Genomic DNA, 22,906 nt, shown 5'->3' with positions numbered 1-22,906 from the left:
ATGTCGGCCTGGCAGCAGCGACAGCACCTGCAGCAGGCGATCGCACGCCAGCCCGGCGATTTCGTCGCCTGGGTGATGCTGGCCGACCTGGAACTGGAAGCCGGCGACATCGCCGCCGGCGAGCAGGCGGCACGACGCGCGCTGCAGCTGCGCCCGAACCACCCCGAGGCCCTGGCGCGCCTGGGCCGCGTGGCCTGGATGGCCGGCGCGCACGCCGACGCGGCGAAGCTGCTTGGCCAGGCCTCGGCATTGGCCCCGCAGCACCCGGGCATCGCGCTGTGGCTGGGCCATGCGCTGGAAGACGCCGACAATGCCGAAGGCGCAGCAGCGGCCTATCGCCGCGCGCATGCGCTGATGCCGGATGAACCCTACATCGCCGCGCAGCGCCTGGCATGGCAGCGCCGCCTGTGCGACTGGCAGGACGTGGACACGCTGGCTGCGCAGGTACGCGCCGCGCTCGCCGCCGGCCACGGTGCGGTGGAACCCTTCGCCTTCCTCAGCGAAGACGCCAGCGCGGGCGAGCAGTTGGCCTGTGCACGTGCGCGCGCCGCACTGATCGCCGCCTCGGTCCGGCCCTTGCCGGCAGTGACGGTACGCGCGCGCGGCCCGTTGCGCGTCGGCTTCCTTTCCAATGGCTTCGGCGCCCATCCCACCGGGCTGCTGACCGTGGCCCTGCTCGAACACCTGCGTCATGACCCGGCGTTGCAGCTGCACCTGTTCGCGCTGAACCGCGCCGATGGCAGCGGCATCCGCGAACGCCTGCAGTCCGCGACCCGGCTGCATGAGGTGGCCGCACTGCGGCATGCCGACATCGCGGCCCGCATCCGCGCACAGGGCATCGACCTGCTGTTCGACCTGCGCGGCTGGGGCGGCGGCGGCACGCCCGAAGTGCTGGCGATGCGCCCGGCCCCGCTGCAGCTGAACTGGCTGGCCTACCCCGGCACCTCGGGCGCGCGATGGCTGGACGCCGTGGTCGCCGACGAATTCGTACTGCCGGCAGCCCTGGAACCGCACTTCAGCGAACGCGTCCTGCGCCTTCCGCGGGCCTTCCAGCCCTCGGACAACACCCGCACGCTGGAGCCGTCGCCGTCCCGCGCCGAGTGCGGGCTGCCCGAGCACGGCGTGGTGTTCTGCTGCTTCAACAACAGCTACAAGCTCAACCCGCGCAGCATGGGCCGCGCCTTCGCGGTTCTGCAGGCGGTGCCCGGCAGCTTGCTGTGGCTGCTGTCCGGCCCCGGCCAGGCCGACGCCCGCCTGCGCACCGCCGCGCAGGCTGCCGGCCTGGACCCGGCGCGGCTGGTGTTCATGGCCAAGCTGCCGCATCCGCAGTACCTGGCCCGCTACCCACTGGCCGACCTGTTCCTCGACACGCATCCGTACAACGCGCACACCACCGCCTCCGATGCACTGTGGGCCGGCTGCCCGGTGCTGACCTGCCCGGGTGACACCTTCGCCGCGCGCGTGGCCGGCAGCCTCAACCACCATCTGGGGCTGGCCCGGATGAATGTCGCCGATGATGCGGCGTTCATCGCCACCGCCAGCGCACTGGGCAATGACCCCGCAGCACTGGCCTCGCTTCGCGCCGAGCTGGCGCAGGCGCGCGACCGCAGTGGCCTGTTCGACATGGCCGGGTTTGCCCGCGACCTGTCGGCCCTGCTGCAGCGGCTTGCCGGTGAACACGGCTGGCAAGGTGTCGACAACACCTGAGCGACCCCTGCGTTACGCTCGGGCTTCCTCCCCGCGTGGTGTGACGATGGCCAAGCTCAAGCGCAAGGACTACGACGAACTGCTGCTGCCGCTGCAGCTGGAACTGACCGCGATGGCGCGCTGGGTGCAGCTCAGCGGGCAACGCCTGCTGGTGCTGTTCGAGGGACGGGATACGGCAGGCAAGGGCGGCGCGATCCAGGCCATCAGCCAGCATCTCAATCCACGCCAATGCCGGGTGGTAGCACTGCCCAAGCCTACCGACCGCGAAGCCACGCAGTGGTATTTCCAGCGCTATGCCTCGCATCTTCCCGCCGCCGGCGAGATCGTGCTGATGGACCGCAGCTGGTACAACCGCGCAGGCGTCGAGCGGGTGATGGGCTATTGCAGCGAAACCGAGTACCAGCAGTTCCTGCGCCAGGCACCGGTGTTCGAGCAGCTGCTGGTGGATGACGGCATCCTGCTGTTCAAGTACTGGCTGTGCGTGGACCAGGAGCAGCAGGAGAAGCGCTTCGCCGAACGCCACCTCGATCCGCTGAAGGGCTGGAAGCTGTCCCCGGTCGACCTGAAATCGCGCAGCAAGTACAGCGCCTATACCGAAGCCCGCGAGGCGATGCTGCGCGCGACGCATCGCGAGGCGGCGCCGTGGACGCTGGTGGATTTCAACGACCAGCGGCTGGGGCGACTGACCTTGGTGCGCAACCTGCTGGACCGGTTGCCGGACACACGGGTGGATGCGCCGTTGCCGGAGCTGCCGAAGCTGAAGGGCAAGCTGCATCGCGAGCACTACGATGTGCTGAAGCCCATCGAGGATTTCCCGGTCGAGGATTAGGGTTGTTCGGCAGGGTTGCACCCTGCACCTGCTCAACGCAACGGCAACGGCAACAGCAACAGCGGGCATCCGCGGGATGGCGGCGCGGTGGGTGGGCACGACCGTTGGCGCCATGGATGGCGACATCGAGCCCCCATGGACGGGTCTACGGCGTGTCCTACCCACCCAACCGCCCCGCCTCTGACAGATCCCTGCGGCTGTTGGTAGGTGTCGACCTTGGTCGACACATCTGTCAGATATCGAAATGGAGCCGGGGTCAGATCCGTTTTCCTGCGGAAAGCGGATCTGACCCCATCGGCAATCCCATTGGCCTGGCGGGCGTCGGATCGTGTCTGGGGCAGAGCCCCCTGAGTCAGGGGGCGGCCGCGAAGCGGCGGGGGTTTGGGTGTTGGTAAATGGGGCCCGCGGTTCGCGCAGCGAAGCGTGGGAGCGGCAGCGCGCATGCGATGGCGCGTACCGAGGTGCAGGGCCGCAGGCCCTGCCGACCCACCCACTACTTGGCGGCCGCGATCTGCTTTTCGATGTCGGCGGCGGTCACCGGGCCAAGGAAGGTGTGGGCCAGCTTGCCCTGCGGATCCAGCAGATGCGTCAACGGCAGGCCTCGCGGCGTGGCGAAGTCGGCCGGCGGATCGAACGGGTCCACGATCACGATCGGATAGGTCACCGGATGCTTGGTCAGGAACGACTGCATTTCCGGCACTTCGATGTCCTCGTAGGCCAGGCCGACCACCTCGATGTTGCTGCGCATCGCATGCAGCGCCGACAGCTCGGGCATCTCCTTGCGGCACGGCGCGCACCAGGTCGCCCAGAAGTTCACCACCACCCACTTGCCACGATGCGCGGCCAGATCGTAGTCGCTGCCATCCACCGCCTTCATCTTCAAGGTCGGGAATTCGGCAGTGGTGCGCTCGGCCGGGGTTTCATCGACCGGTGCCGGAGTGGTCGGCGTCGGCGCCTGTGCCGGCGGCTGGCTGCTGGCCGGTGTCGGCTCCTGGGCCGGCTTGCAGGCCGCCAGGGCCAGCAGCAGGGTCAACGGGAGCAGCAGCGGCAACGGCGTCTTGCGGGTCATGGCATGTCTCCAGAGTCGGTATAGATATCACTGACCTTGCGCTTCAGGCGTTCGCGCAGGGGCAGCCGCAGATCGTCCAGCGCCGCCAGTGCGGCACGGCCCAGGCTGTCATCACGGTACGGCAGGTGCTGCTCGGCCACCGGGATGCGCAGCTGGGTGCATTCGTACAGATCGGCCAGGCTGACCTGGTCCAGGTCACGCGACAGCAGCCACTCGCCCCGCTCGTCGCGGCGCAGCAGGTCGATCTCCTGCAGGTTGCAGATCAGGTCCTGCAGCAGTGAATCGGTCAGCATCGGCTCCAGCCGCAGGATCTCGTCATCGGCCAGGCCCTTGCCCTTGGCCCGTGCATGCTGGAAGCGGCCAAGCAGGCGCAGCAGTCCATAGAACTCATACCCCTGCGGCAGGCGCAGTTCCACCGGCTGGTAGCGGAAGGCGGCCATCGAAGAAGCCAGCGACGCCCCCAGCAGCACCGCCACCCAGCACAGGTAGATCCACAGCAGCAGGATCGGCACGAACGCCACCGTGCCATACAGTTTCTGGTAGGACTGGAAGCTGCCCAGATAGGCACCGATGCCCCACTTCACCAGTTCCAGGATGACCGCCGCCAGGATCGCGCCGGGCACGGCATGCCGCCATTTCACCGTGTGGTGCGGCACCACCCGGAACATCAGCGTGATGCAGACGAACTCGATCAGGATCGGCGCCAGCCGCAGCGCCAGCTCGGCCAACCAACGGCCCTCCTGGGTACCGAACAACGGCATCGCGAACACCCGCGCCGATACCGCAAGCGATGCGGCGGCGAGCATCGCGCCCAAGGTCAGCACGGTCCAGTAGACCAGGAAGCGGGTCAGCTTGGGCCGGGTCGAGCCGACCCGCCAGATCTGGTTGAAGGTCTCTTCCACACTGTTGAGCGTGATCAGCAGTGAGGCCACCAGTGCGATGAAGCCGGCCGCCGTCAGCTGGCCGGCACTGGCCGAGAACTGCCGCAGGTAGCCCTCGGCCGCACGCGCCGCGGAGGGCACGAAGTTGGAGAATACGTAGTCGCTGAGCTGATCGCTCCAGCGGTCGAAGACGGGGAAGGCCGACAGCACACCGAATACCACGATCGCCAGCGGTACCAGCGCGAACACCGTGGTGTAGGCCAGCGCCGCCGCTGCCTGGAACAGGCGGTCGTCGAGGAAGCGATGCCACAGGAAGCGGCCGAAACTGATGGCCCGTGCGCGATCCCGCGCGCGCTCCATCCACAGGTTGAGCGTATCCAAAGGTTCCATCGGTGGAAGGGTACCCGATGCGGAATGCTGGCAGGATAGCCATACTGGTAGCCACACGACGAGGAGAAGCGGGCACGATGGGCGAGATTCTGGTGCTGTACTACAGCCGGGGCGGTTCGGTGGCACGGCTGGCGCGCCAGATCGCGCGGGGCATCGGCGAAGTGCCGGGCATGACCGCGCGCCTGCGCACGGTGCCGCCGGTGGCCGCCGTGACCCAGACCGCGCAGCCACCGGTACCCGACGATGGCGCCCCCTACGTGAGCGTGCAGGACCTGGTCGACTGCCAGGGCCTGCTGCTCGGCAGCCCCACCCGCTTCGGCAACATGGCCGCGCCGGTCAAGCACTTCCTGGATGGGCTGGGCGCCGAATGGGTCAATGGCACCCTGTCCGGCAAGCCGGCCGGCGTGTTCACGTCCACCGCCTCGATGCACGGCGGCCAGGAATCGACCCTGCTGTCGATGCAGGTGCCACTGCTGCACCACGGCTGCGTGATCGTCGGCATCCCGTTCACCGAACCGGCGCTGAGCCACACCATCAGTGGCGGCACGCCCTATGGCGCCAGCCACGTGGCCGGTGCCGCCGACGATCCGCAGCCGACCGACGACGAAGCGGTGCTGGCGCGCGCGCTGGGGCGCCGGGTGGCCGACATCGCGCAGCGGTTGGCCCGATGAACCGCGCGCCGCGCACGGTCCTGCTGTTGGCCCTGATGGGGCTGGCCGCGCTGTTCGCAGGCTGGTTCATCAATGACAGGCACTGGCTGGCCACCCAGCTGGTGTTCACCGCGCCACCGCTGGCGCTGGCCATCGCCGTGCGCCTGGGCTGGCGCAAGGCCGGCTTCTGGGCCTCGGTGCTGGCGCTGGGCTGGTTCAGCCACGGCGTGATGAGCGCCTGGAGCCACCCGGAGACGCGCTGGCTGGCGCTGATCGAGATCGCGCTGGCGCTGCTGGTGATCTTCAGCGCCAGCCTGCCCGGCCTGCGCGCCCGCTTCGGCAAGCGGCGCTGACGCTGCGCGCCCAGGGCCTTATCATCTGCATTCCTGGCCCCGCGCCGCAGTCCCTGTCCTGGTTTCGCGCATGCACATGATGGAAGAGCTCCTGGTCGTCACCACCGGTGGCACGATCGACAAGATCTACTTCGACGACAAGTCGGACTACCAGATCGGCGATCCGCAGATCGGCATGATCCTGCGCGAGCTGGGCGTGACGTTCCGCTTCAACGTGATTCCGATCCTGCGCAAGGATTCGCTGCACATCAACGACGAAGACCGCGAGCTGATCCGCGCCACCATCGCCGCGCAGCCCACCCGGCACGTGCTGGTGACCCACGGCACCGATTCGATGGTGCAGACCGGCAAGGTGCTGGCGACGATCCCGGACAAGACCATCGTGATGACCGGTGCGCTGAGCCCGGCACGCTTCCGCGGCTCGGATGCGGAGTTCAACATCGGTTGTGCGATCGGTGCGGTGCAGTCGCTGCCGAGCGGCGTGTACATCGCGATGAACGGGCGGATCTTCGACCCGCAGCATGTGCGCAAGAACGTGGCGGCGAACCGTTTCGAGTCGGTCTGAGGAACAGCGTGCCGGCCGAGGTCGGCACCCACCCGGACAAAAACGCCCCGGCCGAAGCCAGGGCGTGCCCTTGGAGAGGGACTTGGGCTCAGTACTGGGCGCTGAGGGTCAGGCCCGAGAAGGTGCTGTACGCCTTCACCCGCACATACCAGGTGCCGGCGGCAGGGCTGTTGATGGTGCAGGTCTCGCTGTTGCCGCTCAGGTACGGACGGCAGGTGTAGGTGGTATCGGTCGGGGCACTGCCCTGGCGCACGTACAGGTCGGCATCACCGCTGCCGCCACTGATTGCCACGCGCAGCTGGGTGCTGCCGGCCGGGACGGCGACGGTGTAGTTCAGCTCGGCACCGGTCGCGGCGCCCAGGCCGGTCACCGGCACGTTGTTCTGCAGCACGTTGCCACCCGGGTTCGGGTTGCCACCGCCGTTGATCGCTGCGGTGACCGCCGCGTTGGCGTCGATGATGCCGGCGCCGCAGCCCCCCGAGCAGGCGCCCGGCAGCGGGCGTGCGGTGCTCTTGATGATGCTCTCGACCTGCGCCGGGCTCAGCGGGCTCGGCGCCACCGACTGCATCAGGGCCACCACACCGGCCACATGCGGGGCCGCCATCGAGGTGCCGTTGTAGGACGCGTAGCTGGCGCTGCCCGGCGTGGTGGTGCCGGTGTTGAGGGTGGACAGGATGCTCTGGCCCGGGCCGGAAATGTCGATGCCGGCACCATAGTTGGAGAAGCTGGCCCGCGCACCGGCCGAGGTCGTGGCCGCCACTGCGATCACATTGGCGCAGTTGGCCGGCACCGACGAGGACACGTTGGTGTTGCTGTTGCCAGCGGCGACCACCACGGTGGTGCCGCGGCTGACCGCGCCGTTGATCGCGTTCTGGTAGGTGGCCGAGCAGGTGCCGCCCCCGCCCAGCGACATGTTGATGACTTCCGCCGGATTGGCATTGGCCGGCACGCCACTGACGGTGCCGCCGGAGGCCCACACGATCGCATCGGCGATGTCGGAGGTATAGCCGCCGCACTTGCCGAGCACGCGCACCGGGACGACCTTGGCGTTGAACGCCGTGCCGGCCACGCCGGTGCTGTTGTTGGTCACCGCCGCCACGGTGCCGGCGACGTGGGTGCCGTGCCAGCTGGAGTTGGACGCCGGGATGCCCGAGCCGCACTCGTTGGCGCCATACCAGTCGCCCTCGTCGTTCGGGTTGCTGTCGCGGCCACCGCCATCGCGCGCCATCGCGGCATCGCTGATGAAGTCATAGCCGGGCAGGATGTTGGCGTTGAGATCGGGATGGTTGGTGATGCCGGTATCGATCACGGCCACCACCACGCCGGTGCCGGTGGCCTTGTCCCAGGCCGGCCGCACGTTGATCGACGCGTTGGAGGTACCAAAGCCCCACTGTTCGCTGAAGCGGGTGTCATTCGGGGTCAGCGTCGCACGCATGATCTGGTCGACTTCGACGTATTCCACGTTCGGGTCGGCGGCCAGCTTGCGCATCAGCAGCTCGGATTCAGCCTGGTCAAGCGGGCGGTCGGTCCTGACCAGGGTCGGGCCGACGGCCAGCTTGCGGACCTGCTGCAGGCCCAGCGCACGGCCCTGGCTGCTGGCCAGGCCGGCGGCGGCACTCTTCAGCGAAGAGGCCAGTGCGGTGGTGTTGGCCACCGGCGCACTGCCGTCGCGGTACTTCACGATGAAGCGCTGGTGCGTCGGCGCAGACTGCAGGCCGCTGAGCTGGACGTCACCGGCCAGCGCAGGCGTGGCCAGCAGCAGCGATGACAGAACGGACGCACCAAGGACCACCCACACTCGACGCACACGCGGTTGCGTTACCTGGGACATCGTATTTCCCTTTCTAGTGGTGTGAATGCCGGAATCGGCAGAAGCACCGGCCCGAACCATGGGCTGGCTTGCGTTGGCGAGGTTCGAAGTCCGGCGAGTCAGCGGATCCCCCTATCGATCCGCCGTGCAGATGACGCTAATGACCAAAACCGGACACCACAAGATTTTCAGCGTCTTTTCAGCAAGATGAAATGTTCGTTCTGAGACTTCCCGGGTCGAGGGTTTGTGAAGGTGAAGGAACTTTCTCATCTTCTGCACACACCTGACTGGGTCATCACCTGTCCTGCGATGACTTTGCCGACATCGGCATCCGCCGATTCGGGGTCGGAGTGGGGGGTCAGATCCCTTTTCCCACGGAAAAGGGATCTGACCCCACCCACCTGTCCACAACGCAGAAAGCCCGTCACAGGGACGGGCTTTCCAGAAACGCAGCCGGGCGTGGGCTCGGCTCTACAGTTCAGCGTGAGCGATCAGCCCAGCTTGACCAGCCAGTTGTGCCGGTCCGGCAGGCGGCCGTACTGGATGTCGGTCAGTTCCTTGCGCAGCGACATGGTCACTTCGCCGGCCGGCGCGTTGATGTCGCCCACCGAGAAACCCTCGCCCTTCAGCTGGCCGATCGGGGTGACCACCGCCGCAGTGCCACAGGCAAACACTTCGCTGATCGCACCGGAGGCCACGCCGTCCTTCCACTCGTCGATGCTGACCTTGCGCTCTTCGACCTTCATGCCACGGTCGCGCGCCAGCTGCAGGATGCTCTCGCGGGTGATGCCCTCGAGGATGCTGCCGGACAGTTCCGGGGTGACCAGCGTGCCGTCCTTGTAGACCAGGAACACGTTCATGCCGCCCAGTTCTTCCAGGTACCTGCCTTCGACCGGGTCCAGGAACAGCACCTGCGAGCAGCCCTGCGCCTGCGCCTTCTGCTGCGGCAGCAGCGAGGCGGCGTAGTTGCCACCGCACTTGGCGGCGCCGGTGCCGCCCTTGGCCGCGCGCGCGTATTCGGTGGACAGCCAGATCGACACCGGGGCCACGCCCTTGGCAAAGTACGGGCCGGCCGGGCTGGCGATGACGTAGTAGCCGGCCTTGTGCGCGCCGCGCACGCCGAGGAAGGCTTCGTCGCCGATCATGAACGGGCGGAAGTACAGGCTCGACTCGTCGGCCGACGGCACCCACTCGCTGTCGACGGCGATCAGCTGCTTCAGCGATTCGACGAAGATCTCCACCGGCAGTTCCGGCAGCGCCAGGCGCTGCGCCGAACGCTGCAGGCGACGGCCGTTGGCATCCGGGCGGAAGGTCCAGATCGAGCCGTCAGCATGGCGGTAGGCCTTGATGCCTTCGAAGATCTCCTGGCCGTAGTGCAGCACGGCCGCGGCCGGGTCCAGCTGCAGCGGACCGTAGGCACGCACGCTGGCGTTGTGCCAGCCGGCATCCTTGTCCCAGCGCACTTCCACCATGTGATCGGTGAAGTGCAGGCCGAAGCCCGGCTTCTCCAGGATCTTGGCGCGCTCTTCAGCGCTGCGCGGGTGGTCCGAACGGGTGACGGCGAAGCTGGGAATGGACTGGGACACCGGAGGATTCCTGTTCTGGTTGCGGGTAGTGCCGGGCCCGCGTCACTGCGGGCCCTGGGTCAAAGCATGCCGGTCTCGAGCCGCGCCGCCTCGGACATCATGTGCTGGTTCCACGGCGGGTCGAACACCAGGTCGACGTCGGCCTCGGCCACCGTCGGGATCATTTCAAGCTTGCTGCGCACGTCGTCGACCAGGATCTCGCCCATGCCACAGCCCGGTGCGGTCAGGGTCATCTTCACGTCGATCTCGCGCTTGCCTTCGTCCAGATGCTTGATCTCGACTTCATAGACCAGGCCCAGTTCAACGATGTTGACCGGAATCTCCGGGTCGAAGCAGGTGCGCAGCTGCTGCCACACCAGTTGTTCCACCTGCTCATCGGTGGCGTCGGCCGGCAGCTCGAGCGGTGCCGGCGCCTCCTTGCCGATGGCGTCGCCGTCCTTGCCGGCGATGCGGAACAGGTTGCCCTCGACGAACACCGAATAGCTGCCGCCCAGCGCCTGGGTGATGTACCCATAGCTGCCGGCAGGCAGGGTCACGGTATCGCCCTGCGGGACCATCACGGCCTCGCAATCGCGTTCGAAGTGGACAGGTTCGCTGCTACGGGAATACATGGGGACCGATATGGGGCCGTGGCCGCGGCCACGCAAGACGGCATTCTAGCCCAGCCGCCCCGGCACCGCCGGTGCACTGCGGCAAACCACAGTATCCTGTGGGTGATCTTCAGGGAGCTTCGATGTCCTCCATTGCCACGCGTGCCAGGACCGTCACCTGGCTCTGGTCCCTCATGCTGTTGCTGGGTCTGCTTGTTGCTCCCCTCGCCTGGATGGTCCTGGCGCTGATGACCGGCCGGCAGGTCGGCTGGATGGCGGTAGTGTCCGCCCTGGAACTGGTGTTCATGCTGCGCCTGGGCACACTGGGCCCGGGCCGGTTGCGCATCGCCCTGGTCGTGCTCGGCACCCTGCTGGTGGCCGCCGTGGCCAACTGGGCCATCGCCAGCGCCTGGATGGGCGGCTCGATCGGTCTGGACCTGTGGGACGCCATGACGCGGATGGGCCCGCACCTGGCCTGGACCCTGATCACCCTGGCCAATGGCGCGATGGAATGGCTGTGGCTGGCCGTGGCCGTGGTCGTCGGCGCCTGGCTGGCGCGCTGAGCGCGTAGATCCACGCCACGCGCGGATGGGGGTTAATGCCGGCCGCTGGCCGGCAAAAGCGTGCGGACCAAGGTCCGCACCTACCAGATGCAACCACCGCGCGCGGATCCGGTAGTGCCGGCCGCTGGCCGGCAAAAGCGCGCGGCCCCAGGTCCGCGCCTACCAGATGCAACCATCACGCGCGGATGGGGGTAGTGCCGGCCGCTGGCCGGCAAAGGGGTCAGAGCCCTGTCCTGCGGAAAGGGATCCGACCCCGGTCTTCAATGCCCGCCGTCGAGCGCCTTCAGCTCGCTCACCAGCGAGGCGGCCGCTTCGGCGCCGTCGCCATAGAGCATGCGGGTATTATCAGCGTAGAACAGCGCATTCTCGATACCGGCGAAGCCGGTGCCCTTGCCGCGCTTGATCACCACCACGTTGCGCGCGTTGACCACGTCCAGCACCGGCATGCCGTAGATCGGGCTGGCCGGATCAGTACGCGCGACCGGATTGACCACGTCGTTGGCACCGATCACCAGTACCACGTCGGTGTTGGTGAACTCGGGATTGATGTCATCCATGTCGGCGATCAGGTCGTAGGGCACGCCCGCTTCGGCCAGCAGTACATTCATGTGCCCGGGCATGCGCCCGGCGACCGGGTGGATGGCGAACTTCACCTTCACCCCGCGCTGGCCCAGCCGCTGCGCCAGTTCCCAGATCTTGTGCTGCGCCTGGGCCACGGCCATGCCGTATCCAGGCACGATCACCACGCGTTCGGCGTAGGCCATCATCGCCGCGACATCCGGGGCTTCGATCGGCTTCTGCGCGCCGCTGATCGCCTGCGCTTCGCCACCAGCACCGCCGCCGAAGTTGGAGAACAGCACGTTGCGGATCGGCCGGTTCATCGCCTTGGCCATCAGCCGGGTCAGCAGGATGCCGGCCGCGCCGACCATCATGCCGGCGATGATCAGCGCCTCGTTGCCCAGCACATAACCTTCGAACGACACTGCCAGGCCGGTGAACGCGTTGTACAGCGAGATCACCACCGGCATGTCGGCACCGCCGATCGGCAGCGTCATCAGCACGCCCAGCGCCAGTGCCAGCACGAAGAAGGCGACGATTGCCCAGGCACTGAGCGTACTGGCCGCGATGATCGCCAGCACCACCACCGCCAGCGCCACCAGCAGGTTCATCACCTGCTGGCCGGGCCAGGTCACGCGCTTGTCCAGCCGTCCATCCAGCTTGGCCCAGGCGATCACCGAGCCGGACAGCGACACCGCGCCGATCGCCGCGCCGACCACCGCCAGCAGCAGCATCGTGCCGGACGGCTGGCGCGCGGCCAGGTCGGCCAGCGCCTGCGCGCTCCAGTGGCTGGTATCGCGGTGGGCCAGGAAGGCATAGCGCAGCAGTTCCACCGCGCCGATCGCCGCCGCCGAGCCGCCGCCCATGCCGTTGTACAGCGCCACCATCTGCGGCATGTCGGTGATGGCAACCTTGCCGGCCGACCACCAGGCCAGGCCCGCACCCAGCAGCAGTGCCACCAGGATCAACGGCACGTTGTGCAGTTCGGGCAGGAAGAAGGTGGCCGCGGTGGCCAGCAGCATGCCCAGCCCGGCCCAGCGGATGCCGCTGCGCGCGGTCAGCGGCGAGGCCATGCGCTGCAGGCCGAGCAGGAACAGCGTGGCGGCGACCAGGTAGCTGGCCTTGACCAGCCAGTCGAGCAGTTCGACGGTGCTGATGTTCAAGCCTGCGGCTCCTTCGGTTCGTCCTTGCCGCCCCTGGGCGCGCTCGGCTTGAACATTTCCAGCATGCGCGCGGTGACCACGTAGCCACCGGCGGCATTGCCGGCACCGAGCACCACGGCCAGGAAGCCCAGTGCCTTCTCCAGCGGCGTCTGCGCATGCCCCAGTACCACCATCGCGCCGATCAGCACGATGCCGTGGATGAAGTTGGAGCCCGACATCAGCGGGGTATGCAGGATCACCGGCACCCGCGAAATGATCACGTGGCCGGCGATGGCTGCCAGCATGAAGATGTACAGCGCTACGAACCCGTCACTCACCGGCAACGCTCCTGCTCTGTCTTCGTCGGCCCATCATAACCATGGGCTGAACCCGGCGCGCACCCGGCGTCAACCGGAGCGCCGCTCACGCGTTGTCGATGGTGACCCCGAGCGAGGAACCGTACCCTGTGCTGGTGAGCAGCCCCGCCCCCCCGAGCGCCGAGACCGATGCCCTGCCGGCATCGCTGGAGGCATTCCTGGCCAGCGTCGGCCCGCGTGCGTTCCGCTTCGCCGAGGCCGGCCTGCGCCAGCGCGAAGACGCCATGGATGCGGTGCAGGACGCGCTGCTGCGCATGCTGGATTACACCGGCAAGCCGGCCGCCGAATGGGCGCCGCTGTTCTGGAGCATCCTGCGCCGCCGGGTGATCGACCTGCAGCGGCGGCGCCGCTTCCGCCTGCCGTTCTGGCGCGACAACCAGGACGCGGAAGGCGGCGAGATCGACTGGGCCGATCCCGGCCCGGACCCGGCACAGGCACATGAGCAGCGCCAGCAGTACCAGCAGCTGGTGGACGCGTTGCGCACCCTGCCCGCCCGCCAGCGCGAGGCCTTCAGCCTGCGCGTGCTGCAGGACCTGGACGGGGCCACCACCGCCCGCGCCATGGGCTGCAGCGAAGGCGCGGTAAAAACCCATCTGGCACGCGCCCGGCAGGCGCTGCAGGACTACCTGGAGACCCACCCGTGAACCGCTCCCTGCCTTCCGATGACACCCTGCGCCGCCTGCACGCGCAGTCGCTGCAGGCGCTGTCGCCGGCAACGCTGGCCCGGCTGCGCCAAGCTCGCCACGGCGCCACGGCCACCCCCCATCGTGGGCGCTGGCGCTGGTGGCTGGCCAGCGCCTGCTCACTGGTGGTTGCACTGGGCATTGGCCTGCAGTTCACCGGCCATGGCACGCTTGCAGGTCCGCCGCCGGACCCCGTGCTTGCTTCAGTGGAAGACAACGGCGCGCTCTACGACGAAAATCCCGATCTGTACCTGTGGCTGGGCGATACCGACCTGGCGATGGAGTAAATCATGTCCCGACTGCTTGCCCTGCCACTGCTGTTGACCCTGGCGCTGCTGCCGGCCGTTCCGGCGCTGGCGCAGAACGCCACGCCCGCCCCTGCCGCACCGGTCGCGCCATTGCCTGCGTGGGAGCAATTGAGCGAATCCCAGCGAGAGTCCCTGCTGGCGCCGCTGCGCGACCGTTGGAACAGCGCTGATGCCGGCCAGCGCCAGCGCATGCTCTCGCACGGCCAGCGCTGGCAATCGATGAGCCCGGAGGAGCGCGACAAGGCCCGCCGCGGCCTGCGCCGCTTCGAGCACATGAGCCCGGAACAGCGTGAACAGGCACGCGCCCTGTTCGGGCAGATGCGCAACATGCCGCCGGCACAGCGCGACGCGCTGCGCGAGCGCTGGTCGCAGATGACGCCGGAGCAGCGTCGGGACTGGGTGCGCGACAACCCGCCGCCGGCGAAGCCGCGGTAAGGCCCCGGGGAACGGGGTCAGAGCCCTTTGCTGACGCAAAGGGATCCGACCCCTGGCAGATTGCGGGAGAAGGGGGTCAGATCCCTTTGCCAGAGGCAAAGAGATCTGACCCCACGTCATTCATGCCTGCCAGCGCGTCTTTGCCAGCAGCTCGTCGTCCCAGTCGAAACCGAGCCGCCCCTCGCGCACGAACAGCGCAACGAAGTTGAGCAGGTTGCGCGCATACATCTCACTGGCCTGGGTCGCGCCGCGACTGGCCAGGCCCAGCGGACCATCGATGGTCACGCCCTGGTGTTCGATGCAGTGCCCCGGCTGGGTCAGTGCACAGTTGCCGCCGCTCTCGGCCGCCAGATCGACAATGACGCTGCCGGTGGCCATGCCCTCCACCATCGCGGCGGTCACGATGGTCGGCGCCGGCCGACCGGGTACGGCAGCCGTGCAGATCACCACGTCCACGCCGCGCAGGTGGTCGGCCAGCCGACGCTGCTGCTCGGCGCGCTCCTCGTCGGTCAACGCACGCGCGTAGCCGCCTTCACCGGCCGCGCTCACGCCAAGATCGAGGAAGCGCGCACCCAGTGACTGGATCTGCTCGCGGGTTTCCGGGCGCACATCGAAACCTTCCACGTGTGCACCGAGGCGCCGCGCGGTGGCGATGGCCTGCAGGCCCGCCACGCCGGCACCGATCACCAGCACCTTGGCCGGTCGCACGGTGCCAGCGGCGGTGGTCAGCATCGGGAAGAAGCGCGGCGCGCGTTCGGCGGCAATCAGCGCTGCCTTGTAGCCGGCCATGCCGGCCTGCGAACTGAGTACATCCATCGCCTGCGCGCGGGTGGTGCGCGGTAGCTGCTGCAGCGGGAACAGCTGCAGGCGATCATCGGCCGCCAGCGCGGCCAGCGCCGGATCGTTGGCCGGTGCCAGCAGGCCAACCACGCTGGCACCGGGCCTGAGCTGCTCCAGCACCGTCGCAGGAGGTGCCTGCACGCACAGCAGGATATCGATCTCGGCCCAGCGGCCCGCGTCGAAGACACGTGCGCCGGCGTCGTCATAGGCGGCATCGGTGAAGCCGGCGGCCAGCCCGGCACCGGCCTCGTACCAGACCGTAATGCCGAGGGCACCGAGCTTGCGCGCGGTTTCCGGTGTCAACGCCACGCGCCGTTCACCCGGCGCGGTCTCCTTGATCCCCAGCAACGCCACGGCCATGCAGGTCCCCGCTGATCGGTGAGTTTTCCCGATCCTAGCAGGCAGCCAGCACTCAGTGCAGGGTGGTGCTGCCCGGGTCGAGGCGGTCGATCACGCCCTGCATGGCGCTGTCGAAGGCGCCATCGTCAACGTGGGCACGCAGGCGGCCGAGCCGCACCATCACCGCCAGCTCTTCTGGCGAGGCCACGCAGAAGCGCACGCCGCGACGGTTGACGAACAGCAGGCGCGAGGAAATCGGGCTGACCCAGGACAGCTTGCCCGCCTGGACCTTACCGTCCTTGTCGACGAAGTCCAACCAGTTGCCGATTTCCATGCGTCGGAAGCGGTCGGCATCGGCGTTGTCGAAATCGTCGGCATCGATCTGCCCGCTGAGTTCCACCGCTGGCGATTCGGCCACCGGCGGTGCCGGCAGCGCGACCTGCGGCAGCTCGGGCAGCGCGCGCTGCAGTTCCGGCCGCGACTCGGCGATGCCCTGCAACGTGTCGTGCAGGGCGTCGATCGCACCGGTAGCCGCATCGCCGTGCACACCGACGCTGGCAAACACCTTGGCCAGCACCGGCTGCCAGGCCTGCAGCCATGGCTTGCCGACAATCTGCCGGCGTGCCTCGGCCACTTCCTCCAGCAGGCCGTCGCCGAGGCTCAGTGCCTCGGCCACCGACGCGCCTTCTTCGCCCTCGCGCAGCAGCGCCAGGGTCAGGTGGTGCTGCCAGGGCTGGCGCAGGAACTCGGCAATGGCCGGCGGAAGGGTGGCATCACCGATGCGACGATCCAGTTCCGCACTGGCCCGGCTGCGGGCCATCTCCAGCTTTTCCTGCCCACGCTGCGTCTCCGCGGCACGGCGCTCGGCGATTTCCACGCGGCGGCGATGCTGCACCAGGAACTCGCGGAATTCTTCTTCCAGGGTCAGGAAGATCGCCAGGTTCTCGTTGAACTCGGCCACCAGGCGCTCGATGATCTCCTCGACCTTGGCCATCAGCATGCGCTCGGCCTGGCTCTCGCCGGTGTTGCCCTCGCAGGCCTCGGCCAGCGAATTGAGCAGCTTGCGCGCCGGATGGGTCTTCTGCACGAACATGCGGCGGTCGAGCATGGCGACCTTGACGAAAGGCACGACCAGGCGGCCGATCAGTTCGCGCGAGCGGCCTTCCAGTTCACGTTCGTCCAGCATCACATCGAACAGCATGCCGACCAGGTCGATGGCATCCTCATCCTGCGGGTCCAGCCGGGTCTGGCCCGGATCGACGCCGAGCTGGGTGGCGCTGGACAGCACTTCGCTCTTCAGCCGCTGCGCCAGCGATTCGCCGTCCTCGCCGATGGCTGCACGCAGCGTCGCGCTCGGCGTGGCCTGCAGCAGCGACAGCACCGACATCATTTCGCGCTGGCTGAGCGGGCGCTGCTGGCCGACCGCCACCTGTGCCGCAGACGTGGCGTCCTCACGCACATGGCGGGTCTGCTGCAGCAGTTCGTGCAACGCTTCCAGCAGCATGCCTTGCTGGCCGGCGTAGGCCTCGCCGGCGGCGCCATCATCGCCGCCCAGGTGCTGCTGCATATGCCCGCGGCGCTCGGACCAGCGGGCGGCAAAGCGCTGCGCCCAAGCCGGTGCGGCCTGCTCGTCATCGCTGAACCCCGGATCGACGCCCGCGCCGTGGCGATGCTCGACCAGGTCATCCAGCATCCCGGTCATGCGCGGATCCGGTGCCGGCGGTTGTGGGCGCTGCGGAGCCCCCATCTGCGACATCACGCCGGCTGCGGCCAGCTGCTCGTCCAGCTTCTCGTAGATGCGGCCGACCGGTGCACGCAGGTCGCGCTCGCACAGCTTGATCAGCACCAGATGCACTTCCGGGGCCAGTTCGCAGCCGGCAAAGGCCTCGTGGATGGCCACGCCCAGATGTTCGGGGCTGATGGGATTGTGGTCGGCGTCCAGTTCCACGCCGCCGATCAACCGGCCCAGGCGGCGGTCCAGCCGCGCCAGCACCGGCTTGAAGTCACGCAGCAATACAGTGGCGAAATTGCGCACCGCCAACCGCGATTCCAGTACGTGTTCGGCCAGCAGGCTCAGGCCATCCTCGGCCGGCCCGGACAGGGTCGCCTCGGCCGACAGCGGCTCACCGGCCGCCAATGCGGCCCACGCCTGCTGCAGGTGGCCGGCGAAGGCGGCAGCGATCTCCTCACGGCGGCGGCGCAGTTCGCGCATCGCGTCCAGGAACAGCAACTGCGACGAGCCGGCATTGCCGGCGCGGTCGAACAGGGCATCGTCGAAACGCGCCAGCGCGGCCCCGAAGGCCTGGCACAGCGCGGGCAGGACCATGTCCCGGGCAAGCTGGAGCTGGGCCGGGTCACGGCCCGGCGATCCCATCGGTGTGGGCACGCTCATCATTCGGGAAGGCTCCCCACCTTCTCTGGTACGACAGACAGCATGGACATCGCGACGACCGGCACACCCCATGTACCGGAACGTCGATGGTAGGCCGGCCAGCCCGTCACGGACAGTGAAACAGTCCTCACTTCAAACCTCATGACCGGCGGCCCGGCAAGAGGGGTATCGTAAGCCGTGCAAGGCCCACGAGGCGAGGGGAAGCGGCTGTCCGTTTCCCGCCAGTGGCATGATGTTCATCACAGTTTGGTATTCAGGGGCCGGACGCGACACAGACGGCGTCATTGACCACCCCGACTATAATCAAACACCCGTGATGACCGGTTCAGACTCCATGCCCGACCCCGCTGCCCTGCTCGCCCTGGATGCCCGCCGCTCAGTGCCTTCGCGGCAACTGGGCGAGCCCGGCCCGGACCCGGCCACCCTGCAGCGGATGCTGGCGTCGGCCGTGCGCGTGCCCGACCACGGCAAGCGCGTGCCGTTCCGCTTCCTGAAGATCGCCGGCGATGCACGTCACACTCTGGGCGACTTCCTGGCCAAGCGCAGCCGCCAGCGCGACCCGCAGGCCGGCGAGGCCGTGTTCGAGAAGGACCGCCAGCGTTTCAGCCACGCCCCGCTGGTGATCGTGGTGGTCGCCAGCCCGCGCCCGGACCCGAAGGTGCCGGAACAGGAACAGCTGATGACCGCCGGCTGCGTCTGCTTTGCCCTGCTGCAGGCCGCGCAGGCGCTTGGCTTCGGCGCACAGTGGCTGACGGCCTGGATGGCCTTCGATCCGGTCGTGCAGGCCCACCTGGGCCTGGTCGAGGGTGAACGCATCGCCGGCTTCATCCACATCGGCACCGCCAAGGCCGACGTGCCCGAGCGCGAGCGCCCCGACCCAGCGACCCTGCTGCAGGACTGGACGCCGCCGGCATGACCCTGCCGGCACCGCCGCCGTCGCTGTACCTGGTCGATGCCAGCATCTACGTGTTCCGCGCCTGGCACTCGCTGCCGGACCAGTTCCAGGACGCGCAGGGCTGGCCGACCAATGCCGTGCACGGCTTCGCCCGCTTCCTGCTGGACCTGCTGGAGCGCGAGCGCCCGCGGCACATCGCCATTGCCTTCGACGAAGCGCTCGACAGCGGCTTCCGCCACCGCCTGTATCCGGCCTACAAGGCCAACCGTGATCCGGCACCGGAAGCGCTCAAGCGCCAGTTCGTGCACTGCAAGGCGCTGTGCGCGGCGTTGGGCCTTGCCGTCCTCGCCCACCACGACTACGAAGCCGACGACCTGATCGGCAGCGCACTGCACGTGCACCGCGGCAGCCATCGCGGGGTGATCATCTCCGCCGACAAGGACCTGTCGCAGCTGCTGCTGGATCACGACGAACAGTGGGACTACGCCCGCAACCAGCGCTGGGACGTGGCCGGCGTGAAGGCACGGCACGGCGTGCACGCGCACCAGATTGCCGATTACCTGGCGCTGTGCGGCGATGCGGTGGACAACATTCCCGGTGTCAGTGGTGTCGGCAGCAAGTCCGCCGCCGTGCTGCTGGCCCATTTCGGCAGCTTGGATGCGCTGTACGAACGCCTGGACGAAGTGCCGTTCCTGCGCCTGCGCGGTGCCGCCCAGATGGCGGTGCGCCTGCGCGATCAGCGCGAGCACGCCCTGCTCTGGCGCCAGCTGACCACCATCGCGCTGGACGCGCCGCTGGAAGGCAGCCAACCCGGCCTGCTGCGCCAGACCGCCGACCCCGAGCTGCTCGGCGGCCTGTGCCAGACCCTGCGCTTCGGCCCGATGACCCGCCGCCGGCTGTTCGATGCCGCCGGCGTACCCGATATTCTTCCCACCCACAGCGAGCCCGCATGAGCCAGCGCAACACCGAAGCCCCGCGTGTCGTCTATGAAGGCAAGTACCAGCGCATGCTGGTACGCGGCACCTGGGAATACAGCGAACGTACCCATGCCGGTGGCCTGGCCGCGATCATCATCGCGGTGACCCCGGAGGACAAGGTGCTGTTCGTCGAACAGTTCCGCGTGCCGCTGCAGGCCCCCACCATCGAGATGCCGGCCGGCCTGGTCGGCGACATCCACGCCGGCGAATCGATCGAAGTCTCGGCCGTGCGCGAGCTGGAAGAAGAAACCGGCTGGACCGCCGATCACGCCGAAGTGCTGATGGTCGGCCCGACGTCCTCCGGCGCCAGCAGCGAGAAGATCGCCTTCGTACGCGCCACCGGCCTGCGCCGGATCGGCGACGGTGGCGGCGATGACAGCGAAGACATCACCGTGCACGAGATTCCGCGCGCGCAGGCGGCGGCCTGGCTGGTGCAGAAGATGGGCGAAGGCTATGAGCTGGATGCCAAGCTTTGGGCGGGCCTGTGGATGATCGAGCACCACCTGGACGGGCGCCCGCGTGGCTGACGCCGATCTGCACGTACTGCCGGCGCTGCTGGGCGCCGACGACCCGGCGATCTATACCCTCCACCGGCCGCAGGGCGCCTCGCCTTACCTGCTGCTGGCCGATCACGCCGGCCAGCAGGTGCCACGCGCGCTGACCGGGCTCGGCCTGGCCCAGGCCGAGCTGGACCGCCATATCGGCTGGGACATCGGCATCGCCGGCACCACCCGCGCACTGGCCGAACGGCTGGATGCATGGGCGATCGAACAGACCTATTCGCGGCTGCTGATCGACTGCAACCGCCCACTGGCCTCGCCGACGCTGATTCCGGAAGTGAGCGACCACACCGTGGTCCCGGGCAATGCCAGGCTGTCGGCTGCACAGCGGCAGCAGCGCATCGATGCGATCCACGCGCCCTACCATGCGCGCATCGACGCGGAACTGGATGCACGCCGCGATGCCGGCCGCCCCACCCTGCTGGTGATGATGCACAGCTTCACGCCAGTGATGAACGGCACGCAGCGGCCGTGGCACGCCGGCGTGCTGTACCACCAGGACACGCGCTTTGCGCATGCACTGCTGCAGGCACTGCGCGATGAAGGCGACCTGGTGGTGGGTGACAACGAACCGTATTCGGTCAGCAGCACCAGCGACTACGCGGTACCGGTGCACGGCGAAGGGCGCGGCCTGGTGCACGTGGAACTGGAGATCCGCCAGGACCTGATCGCCGATGCCGCCGGGCAGCAGGCGTGGGCGGAGCGGCTGGCGCGGATCTTCAGCGCGCTGCAACCGGAGCTGCTGGCGCTGGGTTGAACGCGCGTGGTTCCATCCCGTATCGGTAGTGCCGGCCGCTGGCCGGCAACCTCAATGATCCAACCACCCCGAGGTTGCCGGCCAGCGGCCGGCACCACCGCAGGCGTGGCACATCCACCCACGGCAGCGCCTTCAATCAAGCCTCGTTGACCGGGCAGACGGCAGCAACCGATTCGACCGGCGCCGGGCGCAGGCCCAGCGCGATCACCACGCCGAGCGCGGCGAACAGCGCGGCGCCGTACTGCGCATTGACCATGCCCTGCAGCGCATCAGGACTGGTTGCCTCCTGCGTGCCACGCGCGGCGTTGGCCACCATCACCAGTACCGCCAGTCCCAACGCGCCGCCGATCTGCTGTGCGGTGGCGGCCATGCCGGACGCTACACCCTGCTGCGGCCCCGGCACGCCCTGCCCGGCCACGATCCACATCGCCGTCCAGCTCGTGCCCTGGCCCACGCTGAGCACCACGATGCCCGGCAGCAGCGGCCAGTAACCGGCGCCATGCGGCATCGCCAGCGCCACCGCAGTGATGCCGATGGCACCGGCCGCGAAGCCCCAGGCCAGCACCTGCCGTGGCGAACGGCGCCGCAGCATGCGTTCGGCAATGCGGATGCCGAAGGTGCACACCACGGTCGGCAGCAGGAAGGCCATGCCGGCCTGCAGCGGGCTCCAGCCGTAACCATCCTGGAAGTAGAGCGCCAGGAAGTAGTACTGCACGCCATAGCTGCTCATGAAGGCGAAGGTCAGGCCGAGTGCCGCGCGCAGGCCGGGCAGGCGCAGCAGCGCAAACTGCATCAGCGGGTCACGGCTGCGCTTTTCGATCTGCACGAACACCGTCAACAGTACGGCTGAAAGCAGCAGGCAGATGAGCGTGGCGCGGGCCGTCCAGCCCCACTCCGGCCCTTGCACCAGGGTGGTGACCAGCAGGCTGCCGCCGGCGGTGACGGTGAGGCAACCGGCCAGATCGAAGGAACGGCCCTGCACACGCGGGCCATCGGCCGGCAACCACGCGCCGGCCGCGACTGCACAGGCGGTGGCCAGCGGAACGATCACCGCCAGCACCGCCGGCCAGCCGAACGCCTGGGTCAGCACGCCACCGAGCAGCGTGCCCAGCGCCAGGCCGACCGCACTGGCCATGCTCCAGATCGCCAGTGCGCGGTTGCGCACCGGGCCTTCCGCATACAACGTGTTGATCAGCGCCAGCGTGGCCGGGAACAGCAACGCGGCACCGATGCCCTGCGCCGCGCGCGCGATGATCAACAGGGTGGCATTCGGCGCCAGCGCGCCGAACAGCGACGCCAGCGCGAACAGCAGCATGCCCAGCCGGTAGAAGCGGCGGCGGCCGATCAGGTCGGCGGCGCGCCCGCCCAGCAGCAGGCTGCCGCCGAACGCCACGGTGTAGGCACTGACTACCCATTGCAGCTGCTGCGCGTTGATCTGCAGCGCGCGACCCATGTCGTGCAGGGCGACGAAGATGATGGTGGCATCCAGGGCGATGATCAGCTGGGCAGTGGCCAGCAGGGTCAGCGCCCAGCGCGGGTACTTGAGGGGAGGCATCGGCGGTCTGGTGCGGTGGGGGAGCGCAGTCTCATTGATGCGACCGAATCAATAAACCCCCTGCCAGCCATATCTGTCATGATTTTCATCATGAA

23 protein-coding genes are annotated in these 22,906 nt (G+C 68.4%); 13 read left to right on the top strand and 10 right to left on the bottom strand.

All coding sequences use genetic code 11. From position 1 onward, the window contains the following. Both AC5P7I_RS10175 and ppk2 read left to right on the top strand, forming a co-directional pair. Entirely contained in the window at positions 1-1,707 is a 1,707-nt protein-coding gene (locus AC5P7I_RS10175; protein WP_262087871.1) for an O-linked N-acetylglucosamine transferase, SPINDLY family protein, read from the top strand. Positions 1,708-1,753: 46 nt separating this feature from the next. Continuing rightward, complete coding sequence (gene ppk2, locus AC5P7I_RS10170) at positions 1,754-2,536, top strand: polyphosphate kinase 2 (protein WP_032956942.1); 783 nt, start codon at positions 1,754-1,756, stop codon at positions 2,534-2,536. Positions 2,537-3,029: 493 nt separating this feature from the next. On the opposite strand, the gene AC5P7I_RS10165 is transcribed toward ppk2, so the two are convergent. Together AC5P7I_RS10165 and AC5P7I_RS10160 are read right to left on the bottom strand one after the other, a co-directional pair. Next, positions 3,030-3,605: a TlpA family protein disulfide reductase gene (locus tag AC5P7I_RS10165; RefSeq protein ID WP_014646027.1), complete on the bottom strand. Its 576-nt coding sequence runs from the start codon at positions 3,603-3,605 to the stop codon at positions 3,030-3,032. Further along, positions 3,602-4,876 carry a YihY family inner membrane protein gene (locus AC5P7I_RS10160; protein ID WP_032956948.1) on the bottom strand — a complete coding sequence of 425 codons (1,275 nt, stop codon included), beginning with the start codon at positions 4,874-4,876 and terminating at the stop codon, positions 3,602-3,604. The genes AC5P7I_RS10165 and AC5P7I_RS10160 overlap by 4 nt, the downstream gene beginning before the upstream one ends. Positions 4,877-4,953: 77 nt before the next feature. Between AC5P7I_RS10160 and wrbA the strand changes: the two genes are divergently transcribed. The 3 genes from wrbA (at position 4,954) to AC5P7I_RS10145 (ending at position 6,444) form a co-directional block, all read left to right on the top strand. After that, positions 4,954-5,547, top strand: coding sequence for an NAD(P)H:quinone oxidoreductase (gene wrbA, locus AC5P7I_RS10155; RefSeq protein ID WP_069118531.1), 594 nt, complete (start codon positions 4,954-4,956; stop codon positions 5,545-5,547). Beyond that, positions 5,544-5,879, top strand: coding sequence for a DUF2069 domain-containing protein (locus AC5P7I_RS10150; protein WP_014646024.1), 336 nt, complete (start codon positions 5,544-5,546; stop codon positions 5,877-5,879). Before wrbA ends, AC5P7I_RS10150 begins: the two co-directional genes overlap by 4 nt. Positions 5,880-5,958: 79 nt before the next feature. Next, positions 5,959-6,444, top strand: a complete 486-nt coding sequence (locus tag AC5P7I_RS10145; protein ID WP_010481766.1) for an asparaginase domain-containing protein — start codon at positions 5,959-5,961, stop codon at positions 6,442-6,444. An 88-nt stretch (positions 6,445-6,532) separates the two neighbouring features. On the opposite strand, the gene AC5P7I_RS10140 is transcribed toward AC5P7I_RS10145, so the two are convergent. The 3 genes from AC5P7I_RS10140 to sufT form a co-directional block, all read right to left on the bottom strand. After that, the gene (locus tag AC5P7I_RS10140; RefSeq protein ID WP_049440131.1) at positions 6,533-8,275 is read right to left on the bottom strand and encodes a S8 family peptidase; all 1,743 of its coding nucleotides are present in this window, start codon (positions 8,273-8,275) and stop codon (positions 6,533-6,535) included. A 470-nt stretch (positions 8,276-8,745) separates the two neighbouring features. Beyond that, positions 8,746-9,840 carry a branched-chain amino acid aminotransferase gene (locus AC5P7I_RS10135; protein WP_049440133.1) on the bottom strand — a complete coding sequence of 365 codons (1,095 nt, stop codon included), beginning with the start codon at positions 9,838-9,840 and terminating at the stop codon, positions 8,746-8,748. Between the two features lie 59 nt (positions 9,841-9,899). Further along, entirely contained in the window at positions 9,900-10,451 is a 552-nt protein-coding gene (sufT, locus tag AC5P7I_RS10130) for a putative Fe-S cluster assembly protein SufT (protein WP_005415385.1), read from the bottom strand. 122 nt (positions 10,452-10,573) lie between these two features. Here sufT and AC5P7I_RS10125 point away from each other — a divergent pair, with 122 nt between their 5' ends. Then, entirely contained in the window at positions 10,574-10,993 is a 420-nt protein-coding gene (locus tag AC5P7I_RS10125; RefSeq protein ID WP_075075868.1) for a hypothetical protein, read from the top strand. A 260-nt stretch (positions 10,994-11,253) separates the two neighbouring features. Here AC5P7I_RS10125 and AC5P7I_RS10120 read toward each other — a convergent pair whose 3' ends face one another. Continuing rightward, positions 11,254-12,714 carry an NAD(P)(+) transhydrogenase (Re/Si-specific) subunit beta gene (locus tag AC5P7I_RS10120; RefSeq protein WP_032956961.1) on the bottom strand — a complete coding sequence of 487 codons (1,461 nt, stop codon included), beginning with the start codon at positions 12,712-12,714 and terminating at the stop codon, positions 11,254-11,256. Further along, positions 12,711-13,031: an NAD(P) transhydrogenase subunit alpha part 2 gene (locus AC5P7I_RS10115; protein ID WP_014646018.1), complete on the bottom strand. Its 321-nt coding sequence runs from the start codon at positions 13,029-13,031 to the stop codon at positions 12,711-12,713. Before AC5P7I_RS10115 ends, AC5P7I_RS10120 begins: the two co-directional genes overlap by 4 nt. A 98-nt stretch (positions 13,032-13,129) precedes the next feature. Here AC5P7I_RS10115 and AC5P7I_RS10110 point away from each other — a divergent pair, with 98 nt between their 5' ends. From AC5P7I_RS10110 to AC5P7I_RS10100, 3 genes are read left to right on the top strand one after another with little or no spacing between them, the layout of a single operon-like run. Further along, positions 13,130-13,714 (top strand): RNA polymerase sigma factor, encoded by a 585-nt coding sequence (locus AC5P7I_RS10110; protein WP_080376389.1) that lies wholly within the window; start codon positions 13,130-13,132, stop codon positions 13,712-13,714. Further along, the gene (locus AC5P7I_RS10105; protein ID WP_049408479.1) at positions 13,711-14,040 is read left to right on the top strand and encodes a membrane protein; all 330 of its coding nucleotides are present in this window, start codon (positions 13,711-13,713) and stop codon (positions 14,038-14,040) included. Before AC5P7I_RS10110 ends, AC5P7I_RS10105 begins: the two co-directional genes overlap by 4 nt. Positions 14,041-14,043: 3 nt before the next feature. Further along, positions 14,044-14,496, top strand: a complete 453-nt coding sequence (locus AC5P7I_RS10100) for a DUF3106 domain-containing protein (protein ID WP_014646015.1) — start codon at positions 14,044-14,046, stop codon at positions 14,494-14,496. A gap of 120 nt (positions 14,497-14,616) precedes the next feature. Here the strand turns inward: AC5P7I_RS10100 and AC5P7I_RS10095 are convergent, their stop codons facing one another. Together AC5P7I_RS10095 and pacR are read right to left on the bottom strand one after the other, a co-directional pair. After that, positions 14,617-15,696, bottom strand: coding sequence for an NAD(P) transhydrogenase subunit alpha (locus AC5P7I_RS10095; protein WP_262087872.1), 1,080 nt, complete (start codon positions 15,694-15,696; stop codon positions 14,617-14,619). Between the two features lie 52 nt (positions 15,697-15,748). After that, positions 15,749-18,070 (bottom strand): PacR family protein, encoded by a 2,322-nt coding sequence (gene pacR, locus AC5P7I_RS10090; protein ID WP_032956973.1) that lies wholly within the window; start codon positions 18,068-18,070, stop codon positions 15,749-15,751. 331 nt (positions 18,071-18,401) lie between these two features. Here pacR and AC5P7I_RS10085 point away from each other — a divergent pair, with 331 nt between their 5' ends. Genes AC5P7I_RS10085 through AC5P7I_RS10070 form a run of 4 tightly spaced genes read left to right on the top strand, consistent with a single transcriptional unit; the run spans position 18,402 to position 21,256 of the window. Further along, positions 18,402-18,983, top strand: coding sequence for a nitroreductase family protein (locus AC5P7I_RS10085; RefSeq protein ID WP_053495036.1), 582 nt, complete (start codon positions 18,402-18,404; stop codon positions 18,981-18,983). Then, positions 18,980-19,915, top strand: a complete 936-nt coding sequence (locus AC5P7I_RS10080) for a 5'-3' exonuclease (protein ID WP_075075869.1) — start codon at positions 18,980-18,982, stop codon at positions 19,913-19,915. Before AC5P7I_RS10085 ends, AC5P7I_RS10080 begins: the two co-directional genes overlap by 4 nt. Beyond that, complete coding sequence (locus tag AC5P7I_RS10075) at positions 19,912-20,466, top strand: NUDIX hydrolase (protein ID WP_075075870.1); 555 nt, start codon at positions 19,912-19,914, stop codon at positions 20,464-20,466. Before AC5P7I_RS10080 ends, AC5P7I_RS10075 begins: the two co-directional genes overlap by 4 nt. Further along, a complete protein-coding gene (locus AC5P7I_RS10070) occupies positions 20,459-21,256 on the top strand; it encodes an N-formylglutamate amidohydrolase (protein WP_032956976.1) in 798 nt (265 codons plus the stop codon). Before AC5P7I_RS10075 ends, AC5P7I_RS10070 begins: the two co-directional genes overlap by 8 nt. 136 nt (positions 21,257-21,392) lie before the next feature. On the opposite strand, the gene AC5P7I_RS10065 is transcribed toward AC5P7I_RS10070, so the two are convergent. Continuing rightward, a complete protein-coding gene (locus AC5P7I_RS10065; RefSeq protein ID WP_075075871.1) occupies positions 21,393-22,811 on the bottom strand; it encodes an MFS transporter in 1,419 nt (472 codons plus the stop codon). Between the last annotated feature and the right edge of the window lie 95 nt (positions 22,812-22,906).

The sequence above is a fragment of the Stenotrophomonas sp. YJH_SMC_138 genome, from assembly GCF_059369855.1.
Note: the sequence above shows the minus strand (reverse complement) of the source record. Positions and strands in the feature narration are given on the sequence as shown.

Coding starts and splice junctions, on each gene's coding strand:
- AC5P7I_RS10165 (WP_014646027.1), bottom strand. CDS start 3,605: ATGACCCGCAAGACGCCGTTGCCGCTGCTGCTCCCGTTGACCCTGCTG.
- wrbA (WP_069118531.1), top strand. CDS start 4,954: ATGGGCGAGATTCTGGTGCTGTACTACAGCCGGGGCGGTTCGGTGGCA.
- AC5P7I_RS10075 (WP_075075870.1), top strand. CDS start 19,912: ATGAGCCAGCGCAACACCGAAGCCCCGCGTGTCGTCTATGAAGGCAAG.
- AC5P7I_RS10150 (WP_014646024.1), top strand. CDS start 5,544: ATGAACCGCGCGCCGCGCACGGTCCTGCTGTTGGCCCTGATGGGGCTG.
- AC5P7I_RS10160 (WP_032956948.1), bottom strand. CDS start 4,876: ATGGAACCTTTGGATACGCTCAACCTGTGGATGGAGCGCGCGCGGGAT.
- pacR (WP_032956973.1), bottom strand. CDS start 18,070: ATGATGAGCGTGCCCACACCGATGGGATCGCCGGGCCGTGACCCGGCC.
- AC5P7I_RS10085 (WP_053495036.1), top strand. CDS start 18,402: ATGCCCGACCCCGCTGCCCTGCTCGCCCTGGATGCCCGCCGCTCAGTG.
- AC5P7I_RS10175 (WP_262087871.1), top strand. CDS start 1: ATGTCGGCCTGGCAGCAGCGACAGCACCTGCAGCAGGCGATCGCACGC.
- AC5P7I_RS10125 (WP_075075868.1), top strand. CDS start 10,574: ATGTCCTCCATTGCCACGCGTGCCAGGACCGTCACCTGGCTCTGGTCC.
- AC5P7I_RS10140 (WP_049440131.1), bottom strand. CDS start 8,275: ATGTCCCAGGTAACGCAACCGCGTGTGCGTCGAGTGTGGGTGGTCCTT.
- ppk2 (WP_032956942.1), top strand. CDS start 1,754: ATGGCCAAGCTCAAGCGCAAGGACTACGACGAACTGCTGCTGCCGCTG.
- AC5P7I_RS10065 (WP_075075871.1), bottom strand. CDS start 22,811: ATGCCTCCCCTCAAGTACCCGCGCTGGGCGCTGACCCTGCTGGCCACT.
- AC5P7I_RS10080 (WP_075075869.1), top strand. CDS start 18,980: ATGACCCTGCCGGCACCGCCGCCGTCGCTGTACCTGGTCGATGCCAGC.
- AC5P7I_RS10100 (WP_014646015.1), top strand. CDS start 14,044: ATGTCCCGACTGCTTGCCCTGCCACTGCTGTTGACCCTGGCGCTGCTG.
- AC5P7I_RS10110 (WP_080376389.1), top strand. CDS start 13,130: ATGGTGACCCCGAGCGAGGAACCGTACCCTGTGCTGGTGAGCAGCCCC.
- AC5P7I_RS10095 (WP_262087872.1), bottom strand. CDS start 15,696: ATGGCCGTGGCGTTGCTGGGGATCAAGGAGACCGCGCCGGGTGAACGG.
- AC5P7I_RS10145 (WP_010481766.1), top strand. CDS start 5,959: ATGGAAGAGCTCCTGGTCGTCACCACCGGTGGCACGATCGACAAGATC.
- sufT (WP_005415385.1), bottom strand. CDS start 10,451: ATGTATTCCCGTAGCAGCGAACCTGTCCACTTCGAACGCGATTGCGAG.